The sequence below is a fragment of the Streptomyces sp. GB4-14 genome, assembly GCF_022696125.1.
In the GTDB taxonomy this organism is placed as follows: Bacteria; Actinomycetota; Actinomycetes; order Streptomycetales; family Streptomycetaceae; genus Streptomyces; species Streptomyces werraensis.
In genome coordinates this window covers 3980723-4004527 of record NZ_RZHO01000002.1, presented here as the reverse complement: position 1 = coordinate 4004527, position 23805 = coordinate 3980723, and the positions used below count along the sequence as shown (strand labels likewise).

Genomic DNA, 23805 nt, shown 5'->3' with positions numbered 1-23805 from the left:
CGACCGCCCGCAGGCTGCGCAGCACGTGACGCCCGGTCACGACGTGGTCACGATCGTCGAGTTGACACAGGACGCGCTCTTGCCACCCCCTCGCGCCGGGCGTAGACCAGACCGCACGGAACAGCGCTCGAACGTTCGGCCAAGTACGACGGAGTACGAGAACGGGGCAGTGATGCGCAGGACGAGCAGGAACTTCCGGATACGCGGGTCGGCCGGGCGGCACGGGCCGGTCCTCCCCACCCGACGGGCCGTCAGAGCCGCCGCGGCGCTGGCCGCCGGTGTGCTGGCGGTCTCCCTCACCGCCTGCGGAGGCGACGACGACGGCGGCGGTGACGGCGACGACAAGGGCAAGGCGTCCGGGGACACCGGAACCACCGTCACCCTGCCGAAGCTGGACGGCCAGACCCTGGAGGTCGCGGCCGTGTGGACCGGTGCGGAGCAGAAGAACTTCAAGCAGGTCCTCGCGGAGTTCGAGAAGCGCACCGGCGCCAAGGTGACCTTCGTCCCCGCCCAGGACCCGATCATCAACTTCCTCGGCTCGAAGATCGCGGGCGGCGCCCCGCCGGACGTGGCGATGCTGCCGCAGCCCGGCGCGATCAAGCAGGCCGTGGAGAAGAACTGGGCCAAGCCGCTCGGCCCCGAGGCCACCAAGGAGCTGACGAAGAACTACTCGCAGGGCTGGCAGGACATCGGCAAGGTCGACGGCAAGCAGTACGGGGTCTACTACAAGGCCGCGAACAAGTCGCTGATCTGGTACAACGCCCAGGTCTTCGAGAACGCGGGCGCGTCCGAGCCGAAGACCTGGGACGAGCTGCTGAACACGGCGCAGATGGTCTACGACTCCGGCGTCACCCCGTTCTCCGTCGGCGGGGCCGACGGCTGGACCCTCACGGACTGGTTCGAGAACATCTACCTCTCGCAGGCGGGCCCGGAGAAGTACGACCAGCTCGCGAAGCACGAGATCAAGTGGACGGACCCGTCCGTCAAGGAGGCGCTGACCACCCTCGCCGAGGTGTGGGGCAAGAAGGACTACCTCGCGGGCGGCGCGAAGGGCGCGCTGCAGACGGAGTTCCCGGCGTCCGTGACGCAGACCTTCACCGGCGGCGACCAGCCCAAGGCCGGCATGGTCTACGAGGGCGACTTCGTGCAGGTGAACATCGGCGAGACCAAGGCGAAGGTGGGCACCGACGCGAAGGTGTTCCCGTTCCCCGCGGTCGGTGACGCCCCGCCCGTGGTGTCCGGCGGCGACGCGGCGGTGATCCTGGAGGACTCCGAGGCGGCGCAGGCCCTGGTGACGTTCCTCGCCTCCCCTGACGCGGCGAGCATCCAGGCGAAGCTCGGCGGCTACCTCTCCCCGAACAGGAACGTGCCGCAGTCGGCGTACCCGAACGAGGTCCAGCAGAAGATGGCCAAGGCGCTCATCGACGCCGGCGACGACTTCCGCTTCGACATGTCCGACCAGGCCCCGCAGGCCTTCGGCGGCACGCCGGGCAAGGGTGAGTGGAAGGCGCTGCAGGACTTCCTGAAGAACCCGTCGGACGTGGCCGGCACGCAGGCGAAGCTGGAGGCCGACGCGGCCGCGGCGTACGGGAACTGACCGGCGATGGCGGCGGACACGGCGGCGGGGGCCGCGAAGACGGCCCCCGCCGCTCCCAGGTCGCGCAAGAGCGTCACCGGCACCCGCAGGACCGTGGCGGCGCTGTTCCTGCTGCCCGCCCTGGTGCTGCTCGGGGCGCTCGTGGTCTACCCGATCGGGTACTCGGTCATCCGCAGCTTCTACGACCAGTCCGGCGACTCCTTCGCCGGGTTCGACAACTACCGGGCGCTGTTCACGGACGACGGCATCCGCACGGCGCTGAAGAACAACATCGTCTGGGTGGTGTTCGCCCCGACGGTGGCGACCGCGCTCGGTCTGATCTTCGCGGTGCTCACCGAACGGGTGCGCTGGGGCACGGCGTTCAAGCTGGTCGTCTTCATGCCGATGGCCATCTCCATGCTGGCGGCGGGCATCATCTTCCGTCTCGTCTACGACCAGGACCCGGACAAGGGCGTGGCGAACGCCGTGTGGGTGGGCGTGCACGACACCTTCGCCCAGTCCTCGGCGTTCCCGAAGGCGCACCCGGGCCGCGAGTCGCCGCTGGAGCCGGCCGGCGGGGGCGCGTTCGTCACCAAGGACACGGTGAGCGCCGGGGACACGGTGACGCTGCCGCTGGTGGGCGTCGCCCCGGACGTGATGCCGGACGACGCGAAGCCGGCCGCGGCGCCGAAGCCGGAGGGCGACCGGATCACCGGCAGCACCTGGCAGGACTTCACCCGCGGCAAGGGCGTCGGCACGCTCAACCAGGTGGACTCCTCCGAGCTGGGCTACGCCGGGATGCGGATCGAGGCGGTGAAGGACGGAACGGTGGTGGAGACGGCCACGGCCGCCGCCGACGGCACGTTCTCCTTCTCGTCGAAGGCCGACGGGGCCCAGCTGCGGCTGCCCGCGAGCAACTTCGCGGAGCCGTACAACGGCCTCGACTGGCTCGGCCCGTCGCTGGTCACCCCGGCCATCATCGGCTCGTACATCTGGATGTGGGCGGGGTTCGCGATGGTGCTGATCGCGGCCGGGCTCGCGGGCATGCCCCGTGAGCTGCTGGAGGCCGCCCGGGTGGACGGCGCGAACGAGTGGCAGGTGTTCCGGCGGGTCACGGTGCCGTTGCTCGCGCCGGTCCTCGCGGTGGTCACCGTCACCCTGATGATCAACGTCCTGAAGGTGTTCGACCTGGTGTTCATCATCGCGCCGGGCTCGTCCCAGGACGACGCCAACGTCCTCGCGCTGGAGCTGTACCGCAAGGGCTTCTCCGAGGACCAGCCGGGCGTCGCCAGCGCCATCGCGGTGTTCCTGCTGCTGCTGGTCATCCCGGTGATGTGGTTCAACGTACGGCGGCTGAGGCGGGAGGTGCGGCGATGAGCGCGGACGCCGGAAGCGTCACGAAGGCGGGCGTGCGGCCCGCCGGGTCCGTCCGGGCGGAACGGCCGCTGGGGTCCCGGCTCGCCGGGTGGGTGAGCGGCGGCGCGGTCCGCGTCTTCCTGATCGTCGTCGGCCTGTTCTGGCTGGTGCCGACGATCGGACTGCTGATGGCCAGCCTCCGCTCGCCGGAGGACATGGCGGTGGACGGCTGGTGGACGGTGTTCACCGAGCCGTCCGAGCTGACCTTCGGCGCGTACCGGACCCTGCTGGAGAACGACGACATCACCGCCTCGCTGCTGAACACGGTGTACATCACCGTGCCGGCGACCGTGCTGGTGGTGGTGATCGGCGCGCTCGCCGGGTACGCCTTCGCGTGGATGGACTTCCCGGGCCGCGACTGGTGGTTCCTCGCCGTGGTGGGGCTGCTGGTGGTGCCGGTGCAGGTGGCGCTCATCCCGATCGCCGAACTCTTCGGCAAGCTGGGCATCTTCGGCTCTCTGACCGGTGTGGTGGTGTTCCACGTCGGCTTCGGTCTGCCGTTCGCGGTGTTCCTGCTGCGGAACTTCTTCGCGGAGATCCCCAAGGAACTGCTGGAGGCGGCCCGGCTGGACGGCGCGGGCGAACTGCGGCTGTTCGTGCGGGTGGTGATGCCGCTGGCCGGTCCGGCCGTCGCCGCGCTGGGCATCTTCCAGTTCCTGTGGGTGTGGAACGACATGCTGGTCGCGCTGATCTTCACCGACTCGGGGAGCCAGCCGATCACGGTCGCCCTGCAGACGCAGGTACGGCAGTTCGGGAACAACATCGACGTGCTGGCGCCGGGCGCGTTCATCTCGATGGTGGTGCCGCTGGTGGTGTTCTTCGCGTTCCAGCGGCAGTTCGTGTCCGGCGTGATGGCCGGCGCCGTCAAGTAGGCACATCGCATCCACAGTTGGGGGCGGACCGGCCGAGGTCCGCCCCTTCGTGCGACGTGATTCCCCCGGATGCCGCAGGGGTGCGTAACCAAGGCGGGCCAACGGGCGTTGCCGGGCAGAACGCCCGCGCCGACCGTTGGATGCCCCTTGCCCAGGTTCAGTGTCATTGTCCCCGCGTACCAGGTTCAGGCGTATCTGCGCGAGTGCCTGGAGTCGGTGCTGACCCAGTCGTACCCGGACCTCGAACTGATCGCCGTGGACGACTGCTCGCCCGACGCCTGCGGAGCGGTGATCGACGAGTTCGCGGCCCGCGACCCGCGGGTGCGGCCGGTGCACCTGCCGGCCAACGTCGGTCTGGGCCCGGCCCGCAACGCGGGCATGGCCCGCGCGACCGGCGACTACCTGGTGTTCCTGGACGGCGACGACACCCTCACCCCGGACGCGCTGCTCGCCGTCGCCGACCGGCTCAAGGAGACCGGCGACCCGGACGTCCTGGTCTACGACTACGCCCGCGCCTACTGGACCGGCGAGACCGTGCGCAACCAGGTCGCGGCCCAGCTCGCCGAGCACGGCCCGGCGCCGTTCACCCTCGCCGACCGGCCCGGGCTGCTCGGCCTGCTCGCGGTGGCCTGGAACAAGGCGTACCGGCGGGAGTTCGTCGAGCGGGAGGGCTTCACCTTCCCGCCCGGCTACTACGAGGACACCCCGTGGACCTACCCGGTGCTGATGACGGCGGGGACGGTCGCCACCCTCGACCGGGTGTGCGTGCACTACCGGCAGCGGCGCGCCGGCGGCATCCTGCACACCACCAGCGAGCGCCACTTCGAGGTCTTCGGCCAGTACGACCGGGTCTTCGCCCACCTCGACGCGCACCCCGGTCTGGAGCGCTGGCGGCCGGTGCTGTTCCGCCGCATGGTCGACCACCTGCTCACCGTGTACACCCGCCCGGACCGGCTGCCGCGCGGCTCGCGCGCCGCCTTCCTGCGCCGGGCCCGCGACCAGTACCGGCGCCACCGCACGCCCGGCGCGTCCGTCCCCGCGCGCGCCCGGGTGCGGCACGCGCTGGTCCGGTTCGGGCTGCACCGCACCTACCGCACCCTGCGGCTCGCCGCCGCTCTCGGCCGTCGCGCGGGCCGGATGCGCCGCCGTGCCCTGCGCGGTCTGCGCCGCGCCCTGCTGCGCACCCACTACGGCGTCCAGCGGCTGCTCCCCCTGGACACCGGCCGGGTCCTGTTCACCGTCGAGGACGACGGCGGCTACGGCGGGGACCCCGCCGCCCTGGAGTCGGCGGTCCGCGACCACGCCCCGCACGTCCGCACCGCCTGGGCGGCCCGCCCGGAGCTGCACCACACCCTGCCCACCGCCACCCGCCGCCTGGTGCCCGGCACCGCCGCCCATCTGACCGCGCTGGCCCGCAGCGCGTACGTGGTGACCGACCGCACGCTCGTGCCCGGCCTGGTCAAGCGCAAGGGGCAGATCCTGGTGCACACCCCGCCCGGCACCCCGCTGGCGTACGCGGGGCTCGACCTCCAGGACCGCCCGGCGGCGGCCCGGGACACGGACTTCGCCCGGCTGCTGGAGGGCGTCGACCAGTGGGACCACGTCGTCACCGGCGACCGCCACTCCACGCTGACCTACGAGCGGGTGCTGCCCGGCCGCTACCGGACGCTGGAGTACGGCAGGCCGCGCACCGACCGGTTCCACACGGCGACCCCGCAGGACGTGGCCGTGCTGCGCGACTCCCTGGGCGTCCCCGCGGGCGCGGTGGCGATCCTGTACGCGCCCGCGCCCCGCGACTACCGCCGCACCCCGGTGGGGACGCTCGACCTGGAGCGCGTGGTGCGCCGGCTCGGCCCCCGGTTCGTGATCCTCTCCCGCGCCGGACGGCCGCAGGACCAGCCGCTGGAGGCCGCCTCCGACCGGGTGGTGGACGTGAGCGCCCACCCGGACGTGATGGCGCTCTGTCTGGCCTCGGACGCCCTGGTCACCGACTTCTCCCCGCTGATGTGCGACTACGCGGGCCTGGACCGCCCGATCGTGCTGCACGCCGAGGACCGGGAGGCGTACGCGGCGGCCCGCGGTCTGTACGTCGACCCGTGGACCTTCCCGCCCGGCGCGGTCGCGGACAGCGAGGACGAGCTGATCGAGATCTTCGCCGGGGGCCGCTGGTGCGGGCCGCGCGCAACCCGGCTGCGGGCGGCGTTCCGTGACCGCTTCTGCCCGCACGACGACGGCCGCGCGGCCGAGCGGGTGGTGCGCACGGTGCTGCTCGGGGAGTTCGCCGAGCCGCTGCCCGTCCCGCCGGAGCGGCGCCGCCCGGTGCCGGCGGCCGCCGCCGCGCCGGAGACCCCCGTGGTGTCGCTGCCGCCGCAGCCGGCGGTCTTCTGACCGTCACTCACCCCGTCCGCCCGTCGTTGCCCCACTGGGAGTACGCATGTCCCCCGGCTCGTCACGGCCCGCCCCGGCCCGGCCGCCCGCGCGGCGCCCGACGGGGCGGCCCGGGCGGCGGCCCGCCCGCTGAGCGGCCGCCGTCACGCCCTCGTCAACGGAAAGAGCAGAATGCCCCGCTTCAGCATCATCGTCCCGTCCCATGGGGTCGCAGGCCGGCTGGGCCAGGCGCTGGACTCGGTCCTCGCCCAGTCGTTCGGAGACTTCGAGCTGATCCCGGTCTGCGACGCGGCCGGGTCACCGGCGGCCGGTGTCGCCGCCGGGCGCGCCGAGCGGGACTCCCGGGTGACGCCCGTCCACGCGCCGCCGTCCGAGGGGCTGGCGGGTGCGCGCAACGCGGGCGTGCGGGCGGCGACCGGGACGTATCTGCTGTTCCTCGACGGGGACGACGTGCTGGTGCCGGGTGCGCTGGCGGCGCTGGACGCGCGGCTGGCGGAGACCGGCCCGGTGGACGTGCTGCCCTGCGAGCACGAGCGCGTCCCCTGGTGGGAGGGGGAGCCCACGCGTCCCGTCGCGCCGCTGCTGGAGCACACCCCGGGCGGCGCCTTCGCCCCCGCCCGCGCCCCGCAGCTCACCGGGGTGCGGCTGCCCGCGTGGAGCGCGGCCTGGCGGCGCGACTTCGTCACCGAGCACGAACTGGCCTTCCCGCCCGGGTGGTTCACCGACGTCGCCTGGTGCGGGAGGGCGCTGCTGCGTGCGGAGCGGGTGGCGGTGTCGCGCCGGGTGCTGGTGCGGCACCGGGCGCGCCGCCAGGGCGACCGGCTGCGGCTGCCCGGCGCCCACCACCACGACCTGCTGGACCAGACCGAGCGGGTGCTCGACGAGGCCGCCGGTCTCGGGCTCCCGGCCGAGCGGTCGGGGCCGCTGTTCGAGCAGCTCTTCGCGGCCGTGCTGAAGACCGCCGCCCACCCCCGCCGGCTGCCGTCCGGACACCGGGAGTTCTTCCGCCGGGCGAGCGCCCTGTACCGCGGGCACCGGCCCGCCGGGTTCCGGCCGCCGGGCGGCAGCCTGGGCGTGCAGCACCGGCTGCTGGCGGCCGGTTCGTACGAGGCGTTCGCCGCGCTGCGCGACGCCCGGCGCGCGGCAGGCCGGGCGGCGGCCGCGCTGCCCCGTCCGCGCGGTCTGCGCACCCGGCTGCACTACGGCCTCCAGCTGCGCCGCCCGCTCGACCCGAACCTCGCGGTGTACTGCGCGTACTGGGGCCGGGGCTACGCCTGCAACCCGGCCGCGATCCACGCCAAGGCCCGAGAACTCGCCCCGCACATCCGGGGCGTGTTCCTGGTGGAGGCCGACCAGGCGCACACCGTGCCCGACGGCGTGGAGTACGCGGTCCTCGGCAGTCACCGCGCCTGGGAGCTGCTGGCCCGCGCCACGTACCTGGTGAACAACGCCAACTTCGCGGAGGGCGTCGTCAAACGCCCCGGCAGCGTGCACCTCCAGACCCAGCACGGCACCCCGCTGAAGACCATGGGCGTGGACCAGTCGACGTATCCGGTCGTGGCGGCCGCCACCGGCAGTTTCACCAAGCTGCTGGGGCGGGTGGACCGCTGGGACTTCAACCTCTCCTCCAACCCCCACTCCACCCGCGTCTGGGAGCGCGCCTTCCCCGGCTCGTACGAGCATCTGGAGTACGGCTATCCGCGCAACGACGTGTACGTGACGGCCGGCGCCGACGACGTGGCACGGGTCCGCGCCGAGCTGGGCGTCCCGGAGGGCGTGCGTGCCGTCCTGTACGCGCCGACGCACCGCGACCACCACACCGGGTTCGAGCCCGGCCTCGACCTGGAGGCGTTCTGCGAGGCGGCCGGCGAGGACGTGGTGGTGCTGCTGCGCGCGCACTACTTCTACGACCGGGGCGGGCGCGGACGTGGCGGGAGGGTCATCGACGTCACGGCGCACCGGTCCTCGGAGGACGTGTGCCTGGCGGCGGACGCGCTGGTGACGGACTACTCGTCGATCATGTTCGACTACGCCAACCTGGACCGCCCGATCGTGGTGTACGCCGACGACTGGGAGGTGTACCGGGAGACGCGGGGCGTCTGCTTCGACCTGATGGCCGCCCCGCCGGGCCGGGTCGCCCGCACGCCCGAGGAACTGGCCAGGGTGTTCCGCGACGGCTCCTACGCGGACGGGGAGGCGGCGGCGCTGCGGGCCGCGTTCCGGGAGCGGTTCTGCCCGTTCGACGACGGCCGGGCCGCCGAGCGGGTGGTGCGCCGGGTGCTGCTCGGCGAGCCGCCCGAGACCCTGCCGCCCGTGATCCCGCTCGCGGAGCGTGTCCCCGCCCCCGCGGCCGCCGCCCTGGTGAGGAGCTGACGTGCCCCGCTTCAGCGTCATCGTCCCCGTCCACCACGTGCAGGGCTATCTGCACGCCTGTCTCGACTCGGTGCTCGGGCAGTCCTACCGCGACCTCGAGCTGATCGCCGTGGACGACCGCTCCCCCGACGGCTGCGGGGCGATCCTCGACGACTACGCGGCCCGCGACGAGCGGGTGCGGGTGCTGCACCTGGAGGAGAACGTGGGCCTCGGCCGGGCCCGCAACGCGGCGATGCCGCACGCGACCGGCGACCACCTGCTCTTCCTCGACAGTGACGACACCCTCACCCCGGGCGCGCTGCGTGCCCTCGCGGACCGGCTCGACGAGACCGGCGACCCGGACGTGCTGGTCTTCGACTACGCCCGCACCTACTGGTGGGGCGGCACCCGCCGCAACGTCCTCGCCCATGTGCTGTCCGAGGCGGCCGGGAGCACCTTCACGGCGGCCGAGCGGCCGGAGATCCTCGACCTGCTGATGGTGGTGTGGAACAAGGTCTACCGCCGTGACTTCGTCGAGCGGGAGGGCTTCACCTTCCCGCCCGGCTACTACGAGGACACGCCCTGGACCTTCCCGGTGCTGCTCAGCGCGGAGCGCATCGCCACCCTGGACCGCATCTGCCTGTACTACCGGCAGCGCCGCCAGGGGAACATCCTGTCCACCACCAGCCGCAAGCACTTCGACGTGCACGAGCAGTACGCGCGGGTGTTCCGGTTCGTGGACGCACGTCCGGCGCTGGCGCACTGGCGGCCGTTCCTGCACGCCAAGATGGGCGAGCACTGTCTCGACATCCTGTCCAAGCCGGACCGGCTGCCGCCGTCGGACCGGGCCGAGTTCTTCCGCCGCACCGCGGAGATGTTCCACGCGCACCGCCCGCCGGGGGCGCGGGTCCCCGCCGAACTGCGGGTCCTGGAGGGCTCGTACGCCGGGTACGTGCTGCGCCGCCGGGCCACGCGGACCGGCCGGGAGCTGCAGCGGCGGGCCCGGCAGGTCCACGCGGCGACGGCGGCGCGGGCGGTGCGCGCCCGGTCGCTGCTGCACCGCCCGCTGGACCCGCACCTCGCCGTGTACTCGGCGTTCTCGCACCGCGGGATGCTCGGCGACCCGGCGGCCGTCTACCGCGCGGCCCGTGAACTCGCCCCGCACATCCGGGGCGTATGGGTGGTCGCCGACGAGGAGCGGGCCGCGTCCCTGCCGCCGGGCACCCCGTTCGTGCTGCCGGACACGCCGGAGTACCGCCGGGTGACCGAGCGGGCCACGTACTTCGTCAACAACGTCAACTGGGCGGGCACGCTGGTGAAACGGCCGGGCAGCGTGCACGTCCACACCCACCACGGCACCCCGCTGAAGTACGCGGGCGCGGATCTGCTGGAGAAGCCCGGCGCGCGGCTGCACTTCGACGTGCCGCAGATGCTGCGCCGGGCCGACCGCTGGGACCACAGCCTGGTCGCCAACCGCCACTCCGAGCTGGTGTGGGAGCGGGCCTTCCCCTGCCACTTCACCTCGCTGCGGTCGGGCTCCCCGCGCAACGACGTGCTGGTGCGCGGCGACGAGGAGCGCGCCCGTGCGACACGGGAGCGGCTCGGGATCCCGGAGGGCGACACGGTGGTGCTGTACGCGCCGACCCGCCGGGACTACCGCAGGGACGGGCTGGTGGAGCGGATCGATCCGGCCCGGTTCGCCGCCGACCTGGGCGAGGGCCGCACCCTGGTGGTCCGGCTGCACCCCACGCTCGCCGACGGACCGGCGCGCGGGCTCGGGCTGTCGGAGCTGCACCGGCGGGGCGTGCTGGTGGACGCCACCGACGAGCCGGAGGTGCAGGACGTGCTGCTCGCGGCGGACGTCCTGGTCACCGACTACTCGTCCGTGATGTTCGACTACGCCCTCCTGGACCGGCCGGTCGTGGTGCACGCCGACGACTGGGACGCCTTCCGCGCGAGCCGGGGCGCGTACCTGGACGTCACGGCTCGGCCGCCTGGTCATGTGACGCGTAGCTACCGGGAGCTGGCGTGGCTGTTCGCGTCGGGCACGTGGGCGGACGAGGAGTCGGCGCGGCTGCGGGCGGCGTTCCGGGAGCGGTTCTGCGAGTACGACGACGGCCGGGCCGCCGAGAGGGTGGTGCGCGCCGTGATGCTGGGCGAGCCGTTGCCGGAGCTCTCGGGCGATCCCGGCCTGGTGCCCGCGCAGACCGCCGGCCGCGACCTGCTGACCCCGTCGTGAGGCCGCGCACCTGGGTGCTGCTGCTGGCAGCCCTGTTCGCGCTGATGCAGCTGGCCACCGTGGAGGGCCGTGACACCCCCGACAGCAAGAACTACGTGTCGTACGCGCTGAGTCTGACCGGCGCGGACGAACGGGAGGCTGCGGCCGCCACCATCGACCACTACTGCGCGGGCAGGGCGGCGATGGCGCACCGCGCGCAGCTCGTGGACGTGGTGCGCTTCCACGCCCCGGACCCCGCGCCACGGGTCCTCGAGGAGTGCCGGGAGCAGGAGTGGCGGCAGGTGGAGGCGCGCCTCGCGGCCGGGGACACCGGCGGGCGCACGGTGCCGTTCATGCCGGAGCGGTTCATGCGGATCTTCGAGGTGCGGCCCGGCTATCCGCTGGTCCTGGCGCCGTTCGTTGCGCTGCTCGGGGTGACGTGGGGCGTGTGGACGGCGGGCGTGCTGATCACCTGTGCGGGCGGGGTGCTCGCCTACCTGGTGCTGCGCACCCTGGCGGCCCCGGTGCCGCTCGCGCTCACCGGGATGGCGCTGTACCTGGTCCTGCCGTGCGGGACGACGGCGATGCGTCCGATGACCGAGGGCCTGATGCTGGCGCTCACCCTGGCCGCGCTGTGGGGCTGCGCCCTGGTGCTGGGCGGGACGAGACCCCGGGCGGGGCTCGCGCTGGTGGGGGGCGCGCTGTTCGCGCTGTTCACGGTGAAGCACTCGCAGGCGCTGTTCCTCGGGGCGTGTCTGGCGGCGGCGGGCGTGGCGGTCGCGGTGCGGCGGCGGTGGCGGGGGACGCCGGCGGGGCGTGGTCCCGTCGCGCTGGCCGCGGTGGGGTGCGCGGGGGTGCTGGGCACGGTGCTGGTGTCCCGGCTGCTGGACTACCCGTCGGTGTCGGAGAGCGTGCAGGACCTGCTCACCGACCACTTCGCCCGGCCGGACCGGGAGCGGCCGTGGGCGGAGTTCTTCCAGCTCCAGGGGAACTTCTGGATGGAGTGGGCGCGACGGCAGCTGTGGGAGCCGCTGTTCCTCGCGGCGCTGGCGGCGGGCGCGCTGGGGGCGCGGCGGCGGCCGGCGTTCGGGGTCTTCCTGGCCGCGGCGGCCTGCACGGGGATCCTCAACCAGGCGGGGCACCCGGACATCAACATCTGGGGCGACCGGCTGATCACGCTGGCCTGGCTGCTGCCGGTGCTGGGGGTGCCGCTGCTGCTGGAGCCGGTGCTGCGGCGGGCGGTGGTGCCCGCGCAGGGGGCGCCGGTGGAGCCGGTGGGCTGACCGGCCGTCACCCGAAGCGGTGACGGCAGGTCAGGATCACGCTCACACGGGAACATTGGTCGAATGCCTCGAATGCCCCTTTTTCTTCGCATCCGATGAGCGCCGGCGTCCTCGTCCGGCGCCGCACGGTTGACGGCGCCACGGCGCTGCGCGGCGGCGGGTCCTGGCGGCCGTCGCCGTACCAGTGCGCCGGCTTCCTGTTCTTCCTGGTGATGACTCTGGCGTTCTGGCGGGTGCCGCTGTGCTGCGACGCCGGGCAGCACGCGGCGGTCGTGGAGCGCCTCAAGGCCGATCTGCTGCGCCCCCGGCACCCGATGGCGGACCTGCCCGGCGCGGGCAGCCCGTACTACTCGCCGTACGCCGTGGCGCAGGGCGTGTTCGCCCGGCTGACCGGGCTGGGCGGCTGGGAGGTGCTGCGGCTGACCGGGCCGCTGAACCTGCTGGTGCTGCTCACCGGCCTGGGCCGCTTCGTGCGGGTGCTGACCCCGCGCCCCTGGGCGCCCGTGCTGGCGCTGGCCGCGACGGCCCTGCTGTGGGGCGTGGAGCGCGCCTGGTGGAGCGGCTATCTCAACCTGATGTCGATGACGGGCAATCTGCCCTACCCGTCGGCGTTCGCGATCGGGCTGGCCTTCTGGGCGTGGGCGCTGACCGGCGCGCGGGCCCGGGACGCGGGGAGTGTGCGCTATCTGGGGCCGGGCGGCCTGCGCCCGCTGTCCGGGTACGCGGGCCTCGGTCTGCTGTACGGGCTGATCCTGCTGGTGCACCCGATCACCGCGGTCGCGGCGGCGCTGGGGGCGCTGGCACTGGTCGCCGGGTGGCAGCGGCGGTGGTCGGCGGCGCTGGCCGGGCGCTGGGCGCTGACCGGCGCGGTGGCCCTGCTGACGGCGGCCTGCTGGCCGTACTTCGACGTGTTCGCGCTGGCCGGGGACTCCAGCGTGGACGCGATGCACCGGCGGCTGTACCTGGATCTGGCCGGGCAGTTCGGGCTGGCGCTGCTGGGGCTTCCGGCCCTGTGGCTACGGGCCAGGCGCTCACGGCGGGACCCGCTGGTACTGATGTTCGCCCTGGACTGCGCGGTCGTGGCGTACGGCTGGGTGAGCGGCCACTACACCTACGGGCGGGCCCTCGGGCTGACGCTGGTGCCGCTGCAGCTCGCGCTTGCCGTGGAGCTTGCGGCGCCCCGCCCCTGGCCGGTGTGGCGGCGACTGCTGGGCGGGGCCGCGGCGGCGGGGGCCGTCGCCGGGTTCCTGACCGTGCACGCGGGGGCGCTGCTGCCCCCGGCCGCGGACCCGGTCGGCTTCCGGCAGCCGCCGGACTGGCCGTCGTACGACTGGGCCGCGCGGCACATCGCCCCCGGGGAGGTGGTGATCACCGACGGCTACTACGCCATCCACGCGATCGCCGGGTACGGGCCCGACCTGGCCGCACCCGCCTGGCCGGACGCCTCGCTGGACGAACGGGAGCGGCTGCGGCGGCTGGCCGATGTGCGCGCCTACCTGGATCCCGCCTCGACCCGCGCCCTGCGGGACACGGTGGTCCGCCGCTACGGGGTGCGCTGGCTGCTCCTCACCCGCTACCAGCGGGTGCCCGAGGAGGCCGTGGTGGTGGCCTGGAGCCGGCGCACCGGCGAGGTGCTGGCGCGGGTCGGGAGCGGGCGGCGGGACTACTCGACGACGAGCTCGACGGGGATGTTGCCGCGGGTGGCGTTGGAGTAGGGGCAGACCTGGTGGGCCTGCTCGACCAGCTTGCGGCCGGTCTCCTCGTCGAGGCCGTCGGGCAGCTCGACGCGGAGCGTCACGGCGAGACCGAAGCCCTCGCCCTCCTTGCCGAGCACGACCTCGGCGGTCACCGCCGCGTCGGCGACGTCCACCTTGGCGGCGCGGCCCACGACGCCGAGGGCGCTGCCGAAGCAGGCCGCGTACCCGGCGGCGAAGAGCTGCTCCGGGTTGGTGCCCTTGCCGTCGCCGCCCAGCTCCTTCGGGGCGCTCAGGCCGAGGTCCAGCTTGCCGTCGGAGGTGACGGCGCGGCCCTCGCGACCGTGGGTGGCGGTGGCGACTGCGGTGTAGAGCGCGTCCATGGGGACACCTTTCGTCTTCGGCGGGTGACCGGCCGGATCCTGGGACCCGGCCTCCGTGGGCTCAAGTAGAGCACACAATTCAATTGGACACAACCAAATGGCTCGCACAGCGCTACCCTGGACGTATGACAGCGACACCCAGCCCCACCCCGGCGACGGACGCGCCGGCCGTCACGGACGACTGGCTCCGTCTCGACCAGCAGATCTGCTTCAGCCTCAACTCCGCCGTCCGCGCCTTCAACGGCGTCTACCGGGTGGTGCTGAAGGATCTCGGCCTCACCTACCCGCAGTACCTGGTCATGCTGGTGCTGTGGGAGGACGGCACCCTGCCGGTCAAGCGGCTGGGCGAGCGCCTGCGGCTGGACTCCGGCACCCTCTCCCCGCTGCTCAAGCGGCTGGAGGCGGCCGGTCTGGTGCACCGGGAGCGCAGCGCCCGCGACGAGCGGTCCGTGGAGGTGCGGCTCACCGAGGAGGGCGCCGCGCTGCGCGAGCAGGCCGTGCGGGTGCCGCGCCGGATCGCCGCCGCCACCGGGCTGCGGGCCGAGGAGATGCGTGCCCTCGGCGCCACCCTCGCCGATCTCACCGCCGCCCTGGACAAGGCGGCCGCCGAAGGGGCCTGACGCCCGCCGGGACCGCCCCGGGGTGCGGGACGGCACACGCCGGGCGAGCGTGGAGTGAACCTCCGCAGCGCGCCCCGAGGATGCCATGCACCCCGACCCCTCCCCCGCCCACGCCGGCGCCGTCTCGGTCGTCGTCATAGGCCACGACGACGCCGCCCATGTGGCCGGCGCGGTGAGTTCCGCGCTGGGGCAGGGGCCCGCCGTGCGGGAGGTCGTCGCCGTGGACGACTGCTCCACGGACGGCAGCGCGGAGCTGCTGGAGCGGCTGGCCGCCGCCGAGCCCCGGCTGCGGGTGGTCCGGCTGCCGGTCAACAGCGGCGGCTGCGGCACCCCCCGCAACACCGGGCTGGACGCGGCGGTCGCCCCGTACGTGATGTTCCTGGACAGCGACGACGTGCTGCCGCCGGGCGCCGTGGACGCGCTCCTCGCCGCCGCGCGGGAGACGGACGCGCAGGTGACGGGCGGTCTCTGCGTGCGCCGCGAGCTGCCCTCGGGCCGTGAGGTGCCGTGGGAGCCCGCCCTGTACGCCTCCCCCGCCGTCCTCTCCCGCCCGGCCGACCACCCGCGCCTGGTCCGCGACACCCTGAGCGTCAACAAGCTGTACGCGACGGACTTCCTGCGCGCCCACGGCATCCGGTTCCCCGACGGCCGCTTCCCCTACGAGGACATGGTCTTCACCGCGCGGGTGTGGGCCGCCGCCCCGCGCGTCGCCCTCGTCCCGGACCGGGTGTACGTCTGGCACGTGCGCCGCGCCGCGCGCCGGCTGTCGATCTCGCTGGACCGCGCGGGCGTCGACAACTGGCGCGCCCGCACGCACGCCTGCCGCACCGCCCACGCGATCCTGCTGGACGCCGGGGAGAAGGGGCTGGCACGCGCCGTCCGCGCCAAGTTCCTCGACCACGACCTGCGCATGTACGTCCGCGAGCTGCCGCTGCGTGACGAGGCCTACCGCCGCTTGTGGTGGGCGCACACCCGCGCGCACCTCGCCGAGTACGACGCCGCCGACCGCTCCGGCGACCCGGCCTCCCCCGGCATGCTGCTCGCGCGGGTGCTGCTGGCCTCGCCCGGGCCGCGCGACCTGCCCCGGCTGCGCGAGCTGGCCGCCCGCCCGGCCCGGCTGTGCCCGCCGTACGCCCGGACGGCCGAGGGCACGCCCTGCTGGTCGGCGGAGCTGCCCGAGGTCACCCTGGAGACTCTTCCGGAGCGCCCGGTCCGCCTGCTGCCGCTCGCCGTGGACGCCGAGCTGCGTCCCCGCACCCGCCTGCTGCGGCTGCGCCTGCACGAGCTGTACGGCGCGGTCGGGCGGGCCGGTCCGGTGGACGCGGAGGTGGAGTGGCGCCACCGCGACCGCGCGCGCCTGGTGCTGCGCCGTACGGTGCCGCTGCGGCCGGCCGCCGACGGCGCCTGGACCGCCGTCACACCCGTCCCGCTGGAACGGCTGGCGGCGCTCGCCGCGGGCGCCTGGGACCTGCGGCTGCGGCTGCGCTTCCGCGACGGCGCGTCCCGCACCGTCTCGGCCCACGCCCTCACCGGTCCCGGCCTGCTCCGCCCCCGCGCGGTCCCGAGCGCCCGCTACGGCCTGCTCCTCACCCGCCCGTACGCCACCCACGGAGGAGCGCTGGCCCTGCGGGTCACGGCGGGCGCACAGGGCGCGGGCCGGATCCTGGCCGGCCGGCTGCGGCGGTGGCTGCCCTGACGCGGACCCGCACCGTCCCGGCGGCTGCGCACCCCGGCCGCCGCGAGCCACCCCTACGTCCCGACCGTCGTCCGCACTGGTCGGACCGCGGCGGGGCACAGGGCGCGAACCGGCCGTGCGGCCAGATCCCGTCCGCCCCTGCCGCCACCTGCGGGGCGCGCCGGCTCCGCGCGTCGCGGCGGGCGCGGCCGGACAGTGACCGGCCGGCTCCACCGGCCGCCTTGCCCCTGATGAGGGCCCGCACCGACCTCCGCCGCTGCACCCGGCGCCACCCCGAGCCACCGCGACGGCCTGATCCCGTCCGCCCCGTCCGCCACCCGCAGGGCGCGCCGGCTCCGCGCGTCGCGGCGGGCGCGGACGGACAGTGACCGGCCGGCTCCACCGGCCGCCTTGCCCCTGATGAGGGCCCGCACCGACCTCCGCCGCTGCACCCGGCGCCGCCCCGAGCCACCGCGACGGCCTGATCCCGTCCGCCCCTGCCGCCACCTGCGGGGCGCGCCGGCTCCGCGCGTCGCGGCGGGCGCGGGCCGGGCAGGCCCGATGGCTGGCTTGCCCCGACGAGGACGGCAGTCCGTCTCCTCCGAGCCCGCGCCGTCCCGAGCCGCCGGCCCGGCCCACTCCTCGTCCACCCCTCCCCCGGGGGGACACACCGGCCCCGCAGGTCGCGGCAGGGGCACAGGGCGTCGACCGGGTGCCGGACGGGTGCCGGCCGGGTGCCGGACGGGTGCCGGCCGGGTGCCGGACGGACGGATGCTCTGGCGCGAGCCAGGGATCAGAGCGCCTTGAGGGCCTGCGCCGTCGCGCGGGCCAGGCCGTCCAGGTAGCCCTTCGGCAGCTTCGGGCTGCGGATCACCACCGAGCGCCAGTACAACGGCCCGGAGATCAGGTCGAGGGCCAGGGCGTGGTCCACGCCGGCGCCGATCTCACCCCGCTCCTGGGCCGCGGTGACGATGCCCTTGGCGACACCGTCCTGGCCCTCGCGCAGGGCCTTCTGCACGGCCTCGGCGATCTCGGGGTTGCGGGCGGCCTCGGCCTGGAGGTCGGGGAGGATCTGCGAGGCGACGGGATGGCGCAGGGCGCGCGAGCTGACCTCGTAGAGCAGGCGCAGGTCGCTCTCCAGGGAGCCGGTGTCGGGGGCGGGCAGGCCCTGGACGGCGAGCGCGGAGACCACGTCGAGGACGACGTGCAGCTTGGAGCGCCAGCGGCGGTACACCGCGGTCTTCCCCACGCCCGCGCGGCGCGCGATGCCCTCGATCGACATCCGGGCGTAGCCGACGGCGGCGAGCTCCTCGAAGACGGCCGTCCGAATGGCCTCGGTGACGTCCTCGCGCAGGACGGCGGCCCCGGCGGGAGCCCGGCGGCGCGGACGTGGCTCGGGCGCGTCGGCGTTCGTCATGGGCTCCAGCATAGGCCGCCCGCGTAGCGACGATACGGTTGCGTTCCGACGTGCATTCGACCTACGCTCGTCGTCACGACGATACGGTCCCGTTCCGACGTCAGACCGTTGGACCCGTCACCCCCACCCCCCTCCTAGCGAAAGCAGCGGATGTGAGTCAGGCACTCGACACACCGCCCGCCGCGTCGGCGCGCCCGGAACCCCCCGAGTCCGACCTCGCGGCCCTCGCAGCCCGGCACGGCCTCACGGTCAGCGGAGCCCGCCCGCCCCTCGGCGCATACGTCCGCCAGCTGTGGGGGCGGCGCCACTTCATCCTGGCCTTCTCCCAGGCCAAGCTGACCGCCCAGTACAGCAAGGCGAAGCTGGGGCAGCTGTGGCAGGTGGCGACGCCGCTGCTGAACGCGGCCGTGTACTTCTTCATCTTCGGTCTGCTGCTGGGCGCCCGTAAGGGCATACCGAGCGATGCCTACGTGCCGTTCCTGGTGACGGGTGTGTTCGTGTTCACCTTCACGCAGAGCTCGGTGCTCGCGGGCGTGCGGGCGATCTCGGGGAACCTGGGGCTGGTGCGGGCGCTGCACTTCCCCCGGGCGTCACTGCCGATCTCGTTCGCGCTCCAGCAGCTCCAGCAGCTGCTGTTCTCGATGATCGTCCTGGTCGTCGTCATGATCGGATTCCGCAGCTACCCGGATGCCTCCTGGCTGCTGGTGGTCCCCGCGCTGGCGCTGCAGTTCGTGTTCAACACCGGCCTCGCGCTGATCTTCGCGCGGATGGGCAGCAAGACCCCCGACCTGGCGCAGCTGATGCCGTTCGTGCTGCGGACCTGGATGTACGCGTCCGGCGTGATGTTCTCCATCCCCGCGATGCTGGAGGACAAGAACGTTCCCGCCTGGCTGGCGGACGTCCTGCAGTGGAACCCGGCCGCGGTCTACATGGACCTGGTGCGGTTCGCGCTGATCGACAAGTACGACTCGTCCTACCTGCCGCCGCACGTCTGGGCGTTCGCGCTCGGCTGGGCGGTGCTCGCCGGCGTGGTCGGCTTCGTCTACTTCTGGAAGGCAGAGGAGAGGTACGGCCGTGGCTGACACCCCCAAGGACAGGAGGCCGACGGTCGTCGCCGACGGCGTCGACGTGGTCTACCGGGTCAACGGCACCGGCGCCGGACGCGGCACCGCGACCGCAGCGCTCAACCGCATGCTCCGCCGCGGACAGACCGAGAAGGCGGCCGGCGTGCGCCGGGTGCACGCCGTGCGGAACGTGTCCTTCGTGGCGTACCGCGGAGAGGCGATCGGACTGATCGGCACCAACGGCTCCGGCAAGTCCACCCTGCTCAAGGCCGTCGCCGGGCTCCTCCCGGTGGAGAACGGCAACATCTACACCGACGGCCAGCCGTCCCTGCTCGGGGTCAACGCGGCCCTGATGGCCGACCTCACCGGCGAGCGCAACGTGATGCTCGGCGGGCTCGCGATGGGCATGTCCCGCGAGGAGGTGAAGGCCCGCTACCAGGACATCGTCGACTTCTCCGGGATCAACGAGAAGGGCGACTTCATCACCCTGCCGATGCGCACCTACTCCTCCGGCATGGCCGCCCGGCTGCGCTTCTCCATCGCCGCCGCCAAGGACCACGACGTGCTCCTCGTCGACGAGGCGCTGGCCACCGGCGACCGCTCCTTCCAGAAGCGCTCCGAGGCCCGTATCCGCGAGCTGCGCAAGCACGCCGGGACGGTGTTCCTGGTCAGCCACAACAACAAGTCCATCCGTGACACCTGCGACCGGGTGCTCTGGCTGGAGCGCGGCGAGCTGCGCATGGACGGCCCCACGGACGAGGTGCTCCGGGAGTACGAGAAGTTCACGGGAGCGGCCCGCTAGCAGATCCGGCGTGGGCGCGGCGAGCGCCGTTCGGGTGGACTTCGCGCCGACCGATTCGCCCGACAGGTGTCACTATGACTGGATGACGACCGACGGGACCGTCCGCGCCGACGAGCAGCCGAAGGAGCCCCGTGATGCCCCAGCTCAGCGTCATCGTCCACGGACCGAACACCCAGGACCACCTGACCGGCCTCCTCGACTCGCTCGTCGCCCACCCGCTGCCGGACGTGGAGGTCGTCGTCGCCGCCGTCGGCGACTGGGCCCGTGAGACGGCCGAGCGGCACGCCCCGCAGCTCCAGGTGGTCCCGCTGCCCGACGGCGCCTCCGACGCGGCGGCGAGAGCGGCGGGGGCCGCGCGGGCCACGGGCCGCTGGCTGCACTTCGTCCGCGCCAAGGACGGCCTCCCGCCCGGCAGCCCCCGCACCGTCGCCGAACGCACCGCCGAGCTGCCCGACACCGTCGACGTCCTCCTCCTGGACCATCTGCGCAGCACCTGGCGCAGCTCCGCCCTGCCCTCGGCGGACGGCCCCCTCCTCGCCCGTGCCGGACGCACCGAGCCGGCCCTCGCCGACAGCGCCTACCTGCTGCGCCTGACCCCGCTGCTGGGCACCCGCGTGCTGCGCGCCGGCTTCTGGCGGGCCCACGAGGAGCACCTCACCACCGACGACGAGGCCCGCGCCGCCCTCGCCGCCCTGCTGCTCGCCGGCCGCGTCTCCTGCCTGCCGCACATCGCCTACGAGGACCGGCGGCTGCGCCCCGCGAGCCTCCCGCCCGTCACCCCCGAGCAGCACCTCGCCGCCGTCGACCGCTACGAGGCCCTGCTCGACCTCGCCCAGGACCGGCCCGCGGTCTACACCGTGCTCTACGAGATCATGGTCCGCGACTGCCTGCGCACCTTCGCCCGCGGCGCCGTGCCCGAGCCGGCCGCCCGGGAGTTCTTCCTGCGGGCCGGATCCGCCGCCGTACGCCGCCGCCCCGAGGGGTACCGCCGTCCCGGCGGCCCTGAGGGCGTGCGCCGCTCGCTGCTGGAGGAGGGCGCCTACACGCGCTACCGCGCCTTTCAGACCGCCAACCACGCGCGTCGCGCCGTGCGGTCCACGGTGCGCGCCGGACGGCGGCAGGCGGGCGCCCTGATCCGCGACCACCAGTACCGCGCGGCGCTGCGCCGGCCCGTCGACCCGCACCTCGCGGTGTTCTCCGCCTACTGGAACCGCGGCGTCGCCTGCAACCCGGCCGCGATCGCCGCGAAGCTCGCCGAACTCGCCCCGCACGTCCACCCGGTGTGGGTGGTGACCGCGCGCAACGCGGCCCTGCTGCCGCCCGGCACCGACCACGTGGTCCCCGGCACCCGCCGCTACTGGGAGGTGCTCGCCACGGCGAAGTACCTCGTCAACAACGTCAACTTCCCGAACGCGGTGGTCAAACGCCCCGACGCGGTGCATGTGCAGACCCACCACGGCACCCCGCTCAAGCGCATGGGCCTCGACCAGATGGCCTACCCGGCCGCCGCGCAGGGCCTGGACTTCGACGCCCTGCTGGAGCGCGTCGACAAGTGGGACTACAGCGTCTCCGCCAACAGCCACACCACCCGCATGTGGGAGCGCGCCTACCCGTCCCGGTACGTCTCCCTCGACCACGGCTATCCGCGCAACGACGTCTACTACACGGCGGGCGCCGACGAGGTGCGCGCGGTCCGCGAGCGGCTCGGCATCGCCCCCGGCCGCCGCGCCGTCCTCTACGCGCCCACCCACCGCGACTACGAGGCCGGCTGGACCCCGCGCCTGGACCTGGCCGCGCTCGCCGACCGGCTCGGCGAGGACACCGTCCTGCTGGTGCGCGCCCACTACTTCTACGACCCGGGCCTCACCCCGCCGGCCGGCCTGCGCCGCTCGGGGCGCGTGATCGACGTGTCCGCGTACGAACCGGTCGAGGAGCTGTGCCTGGCCGCCGACGCCCTGGTCACGGACTACTCGTCGATCATGTTCGACTACGCCAACCTGGACCGCCCGATCGTGATCCACGCCGACGACTGGGAGACGTACCGGACCACGCGCGGGGTGTACTTCGACCTGACGGCCGAGGCGCCGGGGCCGGTCGCGCGCACCCAGGACGACCTCACCGAGATCCTCGCCACCGACGCCTGGCGCGACGAGGGCGCGGCGAAGGCGCGGGCCGCCTTCCGGCGCCGGTTCTGCGAGTTCGACGACGGCCGGGCCGCCGAGCGCGTCGTGCGCCGGGTGTTCCTCGGCGAGGACGAGGCGTCCCTGCCCCCGGTGCTGCCGCCGAAGGAGCGCACCCCGGCGCCGGCCCCCCAGGAGGTGACCGCGTGATGTCCACGTCCCGGCTCCCCGACGTCACCGTCACGGTGATCGTGCACAACGACGCCGGACGGCTGCCCCGCGCCGTGCGGTCCGTGTGCCGCCAGACCCACCGCGACCTGGAGGTCGTCATCAGCGACGACCACTCCACGGACGACACCCCGCGGGTGGCGCGGGAGCTGGCGGCCGCCGACCCGCGCGTGCGGTACCTGCGGCTGCCGGAGAACAGCGGCGGGTGCAGCGCCCCGCGCAACCGCGCCCTGGAGATCGCCCGGGCGCCGTACCTGATGTTCCTCGACAGCGACGACGAACTGCCGGAGGGGGCGGTCGCCGCCCTGCTGGCCGCGCACCGGGAGCGGGAGATCGACTTCGCGATGGGGGCGGTGCGCCGGATCCGCGTGGACACCGGACGCCGCTCCACGTGGATGCCGCACCTGGTGGGCGAGCGCCGCACCCTGGACGGCATCGAGGACGACCCGCGGTTGTTCTTCGAGCACCTGGCGACCAGCAAGATGTACGCCCGCGCCTTCCTCGACCGGCACGCGCTGCGCTTCCCGGAGGGCATCCACTACGAGGACCAGCTGTTCTCGGCGCAGGCCTACTGCCTGGCGGAGCGGTTCACGATCGTCCCCGAGCCGGTCTACCTCTGGTACATAGCCCCGTACGTGAGCTCCGACACCGCGTCCATATCCAACCAGCGGCACCTGATCGGCAACGTCCGCGACCGGATCCACGTGCAGCGCCTGATCGACGCGTTCCTGGCGGAGAGCGGGCACGAAGGGCTGCGCGAGGACAAGGACCACAAGTTCCTCAAGCACGACTTCCGGATGTACGCGGGCGACCTGCCGTACCGCGACGCGGAGTGGCTGGCCGCCTTCGCCGACGAGGTGAACCCGTACCTGGAGACGCTGGCCCCGGGCGCGTACGCGCGGCTGCCCCGTGCGGAGCGGGTGGTGCTCCAGCTGGTCCGGGACCGTCGCCTGCCGGAGGCCGCGCTCGCGGCGCGGGGACTGGGGCACGGCGTCGCCCCGAGGCGGCTGACCGGCGACGCGGACGGCCGGGTCTACTGGGGCGACCGGGTGCCGGACGGCGTGGCCGCCCGCCGCGAGCTGGACCTGACCGAGCTGGAGCCGGACACCCGCCCGTTCCCCGCCGCGCTGTTCCGGCACGAGATCACGGGGCTCGCCCGCGTCCCCGGGGGCGGCGCCCGGGTCGACCTCACCGTGCGGACCTACGACCCGGCGCTGCGGCTCCCCGTCGGCCCCCAGCGGGCGAGCCTGGTGATCTCCCCGGGCCGGCGCCGCCTCACCGTGCCGTTCCGCCTGGACCCGGTGCGGCCGGGTGTGTTCGAGGGGACGGTACGGCTGGACCTGGCCGGGGCGCGGCTGCCGCTGGGCGGGTTCGCCGGGGTCCGGCACCCGCTGGTGCGGCTCTCCGGTGGCGGCCGGAGCAACCAGGCGCTGCTGCTGGCGCCTCTGGAGTTCCCCGCGCTGACCGCCCGCGTCCCCTACCGCTCAGGCGCCGCCCCCCACCAGGTCACCGTCGAGCCCGAGGGACACAACCCGGGCCGCCTCCAGGTCCGCTGGGAACCGGCCGGCGTCACCGCCGCGCTCCGCCCGGTCGCCGGCCGCCTGGTCCACCCGCGCCTGCGCCGCGCGGTGCAGCTGGTGGCGGGCGCCCTGCGCTGACCGCACGCACCGTCCGCCCGCCGTCCGCCCGCCGTCCGC

At 74.2% G+C, this 23805-nt stretch carries 16 protein-coding genes; 14 read left to right on the top strand and 2 right to left on the bottom strand.

Features of this window, described 5'->3' with window-relative positions; all coding sequences use genetic code 11:
- Nucleotides 1-172: 172 nt before the first annotated feature.
- The 8 genes from ELQ39_RS19625 to ELQ39_RS19590 all read left to right on the top strand — a co-directional run bounded on the left by ELQ39_RS19625 (nt 173) and on the right by ELQ39_RS19590 (nt 13820).
- Complete coding sequence (locus tag ELQ39_RS19625) at nt 173-1597, top strand: ABC transporter substrate-binding protein (RefSeq protein WP_225629583.1); 1425 nt, start codon at nt 173-175, stop codon at nt 1595-1597.
- A gap of 6 nt (nt 1598-1603) precedes the next feature.
- A complete protein-coding gene (locus ELQ39_RS19620) occupies nt 1604-2953 on the top strand; it encodes a carbohydrate ABC transporter permease (RefSeq protein WP_225644114.1) in 1350 nt (449 codons plus the stop codon).
- The gene (locus ELQ39_RS19615) at nt 2950-3864 is read left to right on the top strand and encodes a carbohydrate ABC transporter permease (protein ID WP_242593101.1); all 915 of its coding nucleotides are present in this window, start codon (nt 2950-2952) and stop codon (nt 3862-3864) included. The genes ELQ39_RS19620 and ELQ39_RS19615 overlap by 4 nt, the downstream gene beginning before the upstream one ends.
- A gap of 147 nt (nt 3865-4011) precedes the next feature.
- The gene (locus tag ELQ39_RS19610) at nt 4012-6252 is read left to right on the top strand and encodes a bifunctional glycosyltransferase/CDP-glycerol:glycerophosphate glycerophosphotransferase (protein ID WP_190000890.1); all 2241 of its coding nucleotides are present in this window, start codon (nt 4012-4014) and stop codon (nt 6250-6252) included.
- A 171-nt stretch (nt 6253-6423) separates the two neighbouring features.
- A complete protein-coding gene (locus ELQ39_RS19605; RefSeq protein WP_242593099.1) occupies nt 6424-8625 on the top strand; it encodes a bifunctional glycosyltransferase/CDP-glycerol:glycerophosphate glycerophosphotransferase in 2202 nt (733 codons plus the stop codon).
- Nucleotide 8626: 1 nt separating this feature from the next.
- Nucleotides 8627-10843 (top strand): bifunctional glycosyltransferase/CDP-glycerol:glycerophosphate glycerophosphotransferase, encoded by a 2217-nt coding sequence (locus ELQ39_RS32565; RefSeq protein WP_242593097.1) that lies wholly within the window; start codon nt 8627-8629, stop codon nt 10841-10843.
- The gene (locus tag ELQ39_RS19595) at nt 10840-12105 is read left to right on the top strand and encodes a hypothetical protein (protein WP_242593095.1); all 1266 of its coding nucleotides are present in this window, start codon (nt 10840-10842) and stop codon (nt 12103-12105) included. The genes ELQ39_RS32565 and ELQ39_RS19595 overlap by 4 nt, the downstream gene beginning before the upstream one ends.
- Nucleotides 12106-12200: 95 nt before the next feature.
- Nucleotides 12201-13820 carry a hypothetical protein gene (locus ELQ39_RS19590; protein WP_242593093.1) on the top strand — a complete coding sequence of 540 codons (1620 nt, stop codon included), beginning with the start codon at nt 12201-12203 and terminating at the stop codon, nt 13818-13820.
- On the opposite strand, the gene ELQ39_RS19585 is transcribed toward ELQ39_RS19590, so the two are convergent.
- Nucleotides 13769-14182 carry an organic hydroperoxide resistance protein gene (locus ELQ39_RS19585; RefSeq protein WP_190000895.1) on the bottom strand — a complete coding sequence of 138 codons (414 nt, stop codon included), beginning with the start codon at nt 14180-14182 and terminating at the stop codon, nt 13769-13771. The two genes, ELQ39_RS19590 and ELQ39_RS19585, sit on opposite strands and share 52 nt — an antisense overlap.
- A 125-nt stretch (nt 14183-14307) precedes the next feature.
- Here ELQ39_RS19585 and ELQ39_RS19580 point away from each other — a divergent pair, with 125 nt between their 5' ends.
- Nucleotides 14308-14802, top strand: coding sequence for a transcriptional regulator, SarA/Rot family (locus ELQ39_RS19580; protein ID WP_190000896.1), 495 nt, complete (start codon nt 14308-14310; stop codon nt 14800-14802).
- Between the two features lie 85 nt (nt 14803-14887).
- Nucleotides 14888-16498, top strand: coding sequence for a glycosyltransferase (locus ELQ39_RS19575; RefSeq protein ID WP_242593091.1), 1611 nt, complete (start codon nt 14888-14890; stop codon nt 16496-16498).
- Nucleotides 16499-17270: 772 nt separating this feature from the next.
- On the opposite strand, the gene ELQ39_RS19570 is transcribed toward ELQ39_RS19575, so the two are convergent.
- Nucleotides 17271-17906 carry a TetR/AcrR family transcriptional regulator gene (locus ELQ39_RS19570; protein ID WP_190000898.1) on the bottom strand — a complete coding sequence of 212 codons (636 nt, stop codon included), beginning with the start codon at nt 17904-17906 and terminating at the stop codon, nt 17271-17273.
- Nucleotides 17907-18046: 140 nt separating this feature from the next.
- Between ELQ39_RS19570 and ELQ39_RS19565 the strand changes: the two genes are divergently transcribed.
- The 4 genes from ELQ39_RS19565 (at nt 18047) to ELQ39_RS19550 (ending at nt 23766) form a co-directional block, all read left to right on the top strand.
- Nucleotides 18047-18976: an ABC transporter permease gene (locus tag ELQ39_RS19565; RefSeq protein ID WP_242593089.1), complete on the top strand. Its 930-nt coding sequence runs from the start codon at nt 18047-18049 to the stop codon at nt 18974-18976.
- Entirely contained in the window at nt 18969-19760 is a 792-nt protein-coding gene (locus ELQ39_RS19560; RefSeq protein WP_190000900.1) for an ABC transporter ATP-binding protein, read from the top strand. Before ELQ39_RS19565 ends, ELQ39_RS19560 begins: the two co-directional genes overlap by 8 nt.
- 134 nt (nt 19761-19894) lie before the next feature.
- Nucleotides 19895-22090 (top strand): CDP-glycerol glycerophosphotransferase family protein, encoded by a 2196-nt coding sequence (locus ELQ39_RS19555; RefSeq protein WP_242593087.1) that lies wholly within the window; start codon nt 19895-19897, stop codon nt 22088-22090.
- Entirely contained in the window at nt 22090-23766 is a 1677-nt protein-coding gene (locus ELQ39_RS19550; protein WP_242593085.1) for a glycosyltransferase, read from the top strand. The genes ELQ39_RS19555 and ELQ39_RS19550 overlap by 1 nt, the downstream gene beginning before the upstream one ends.
- The last annotated feature ends 39 nt before the right edge of the window (nt 23767-23805 follow it).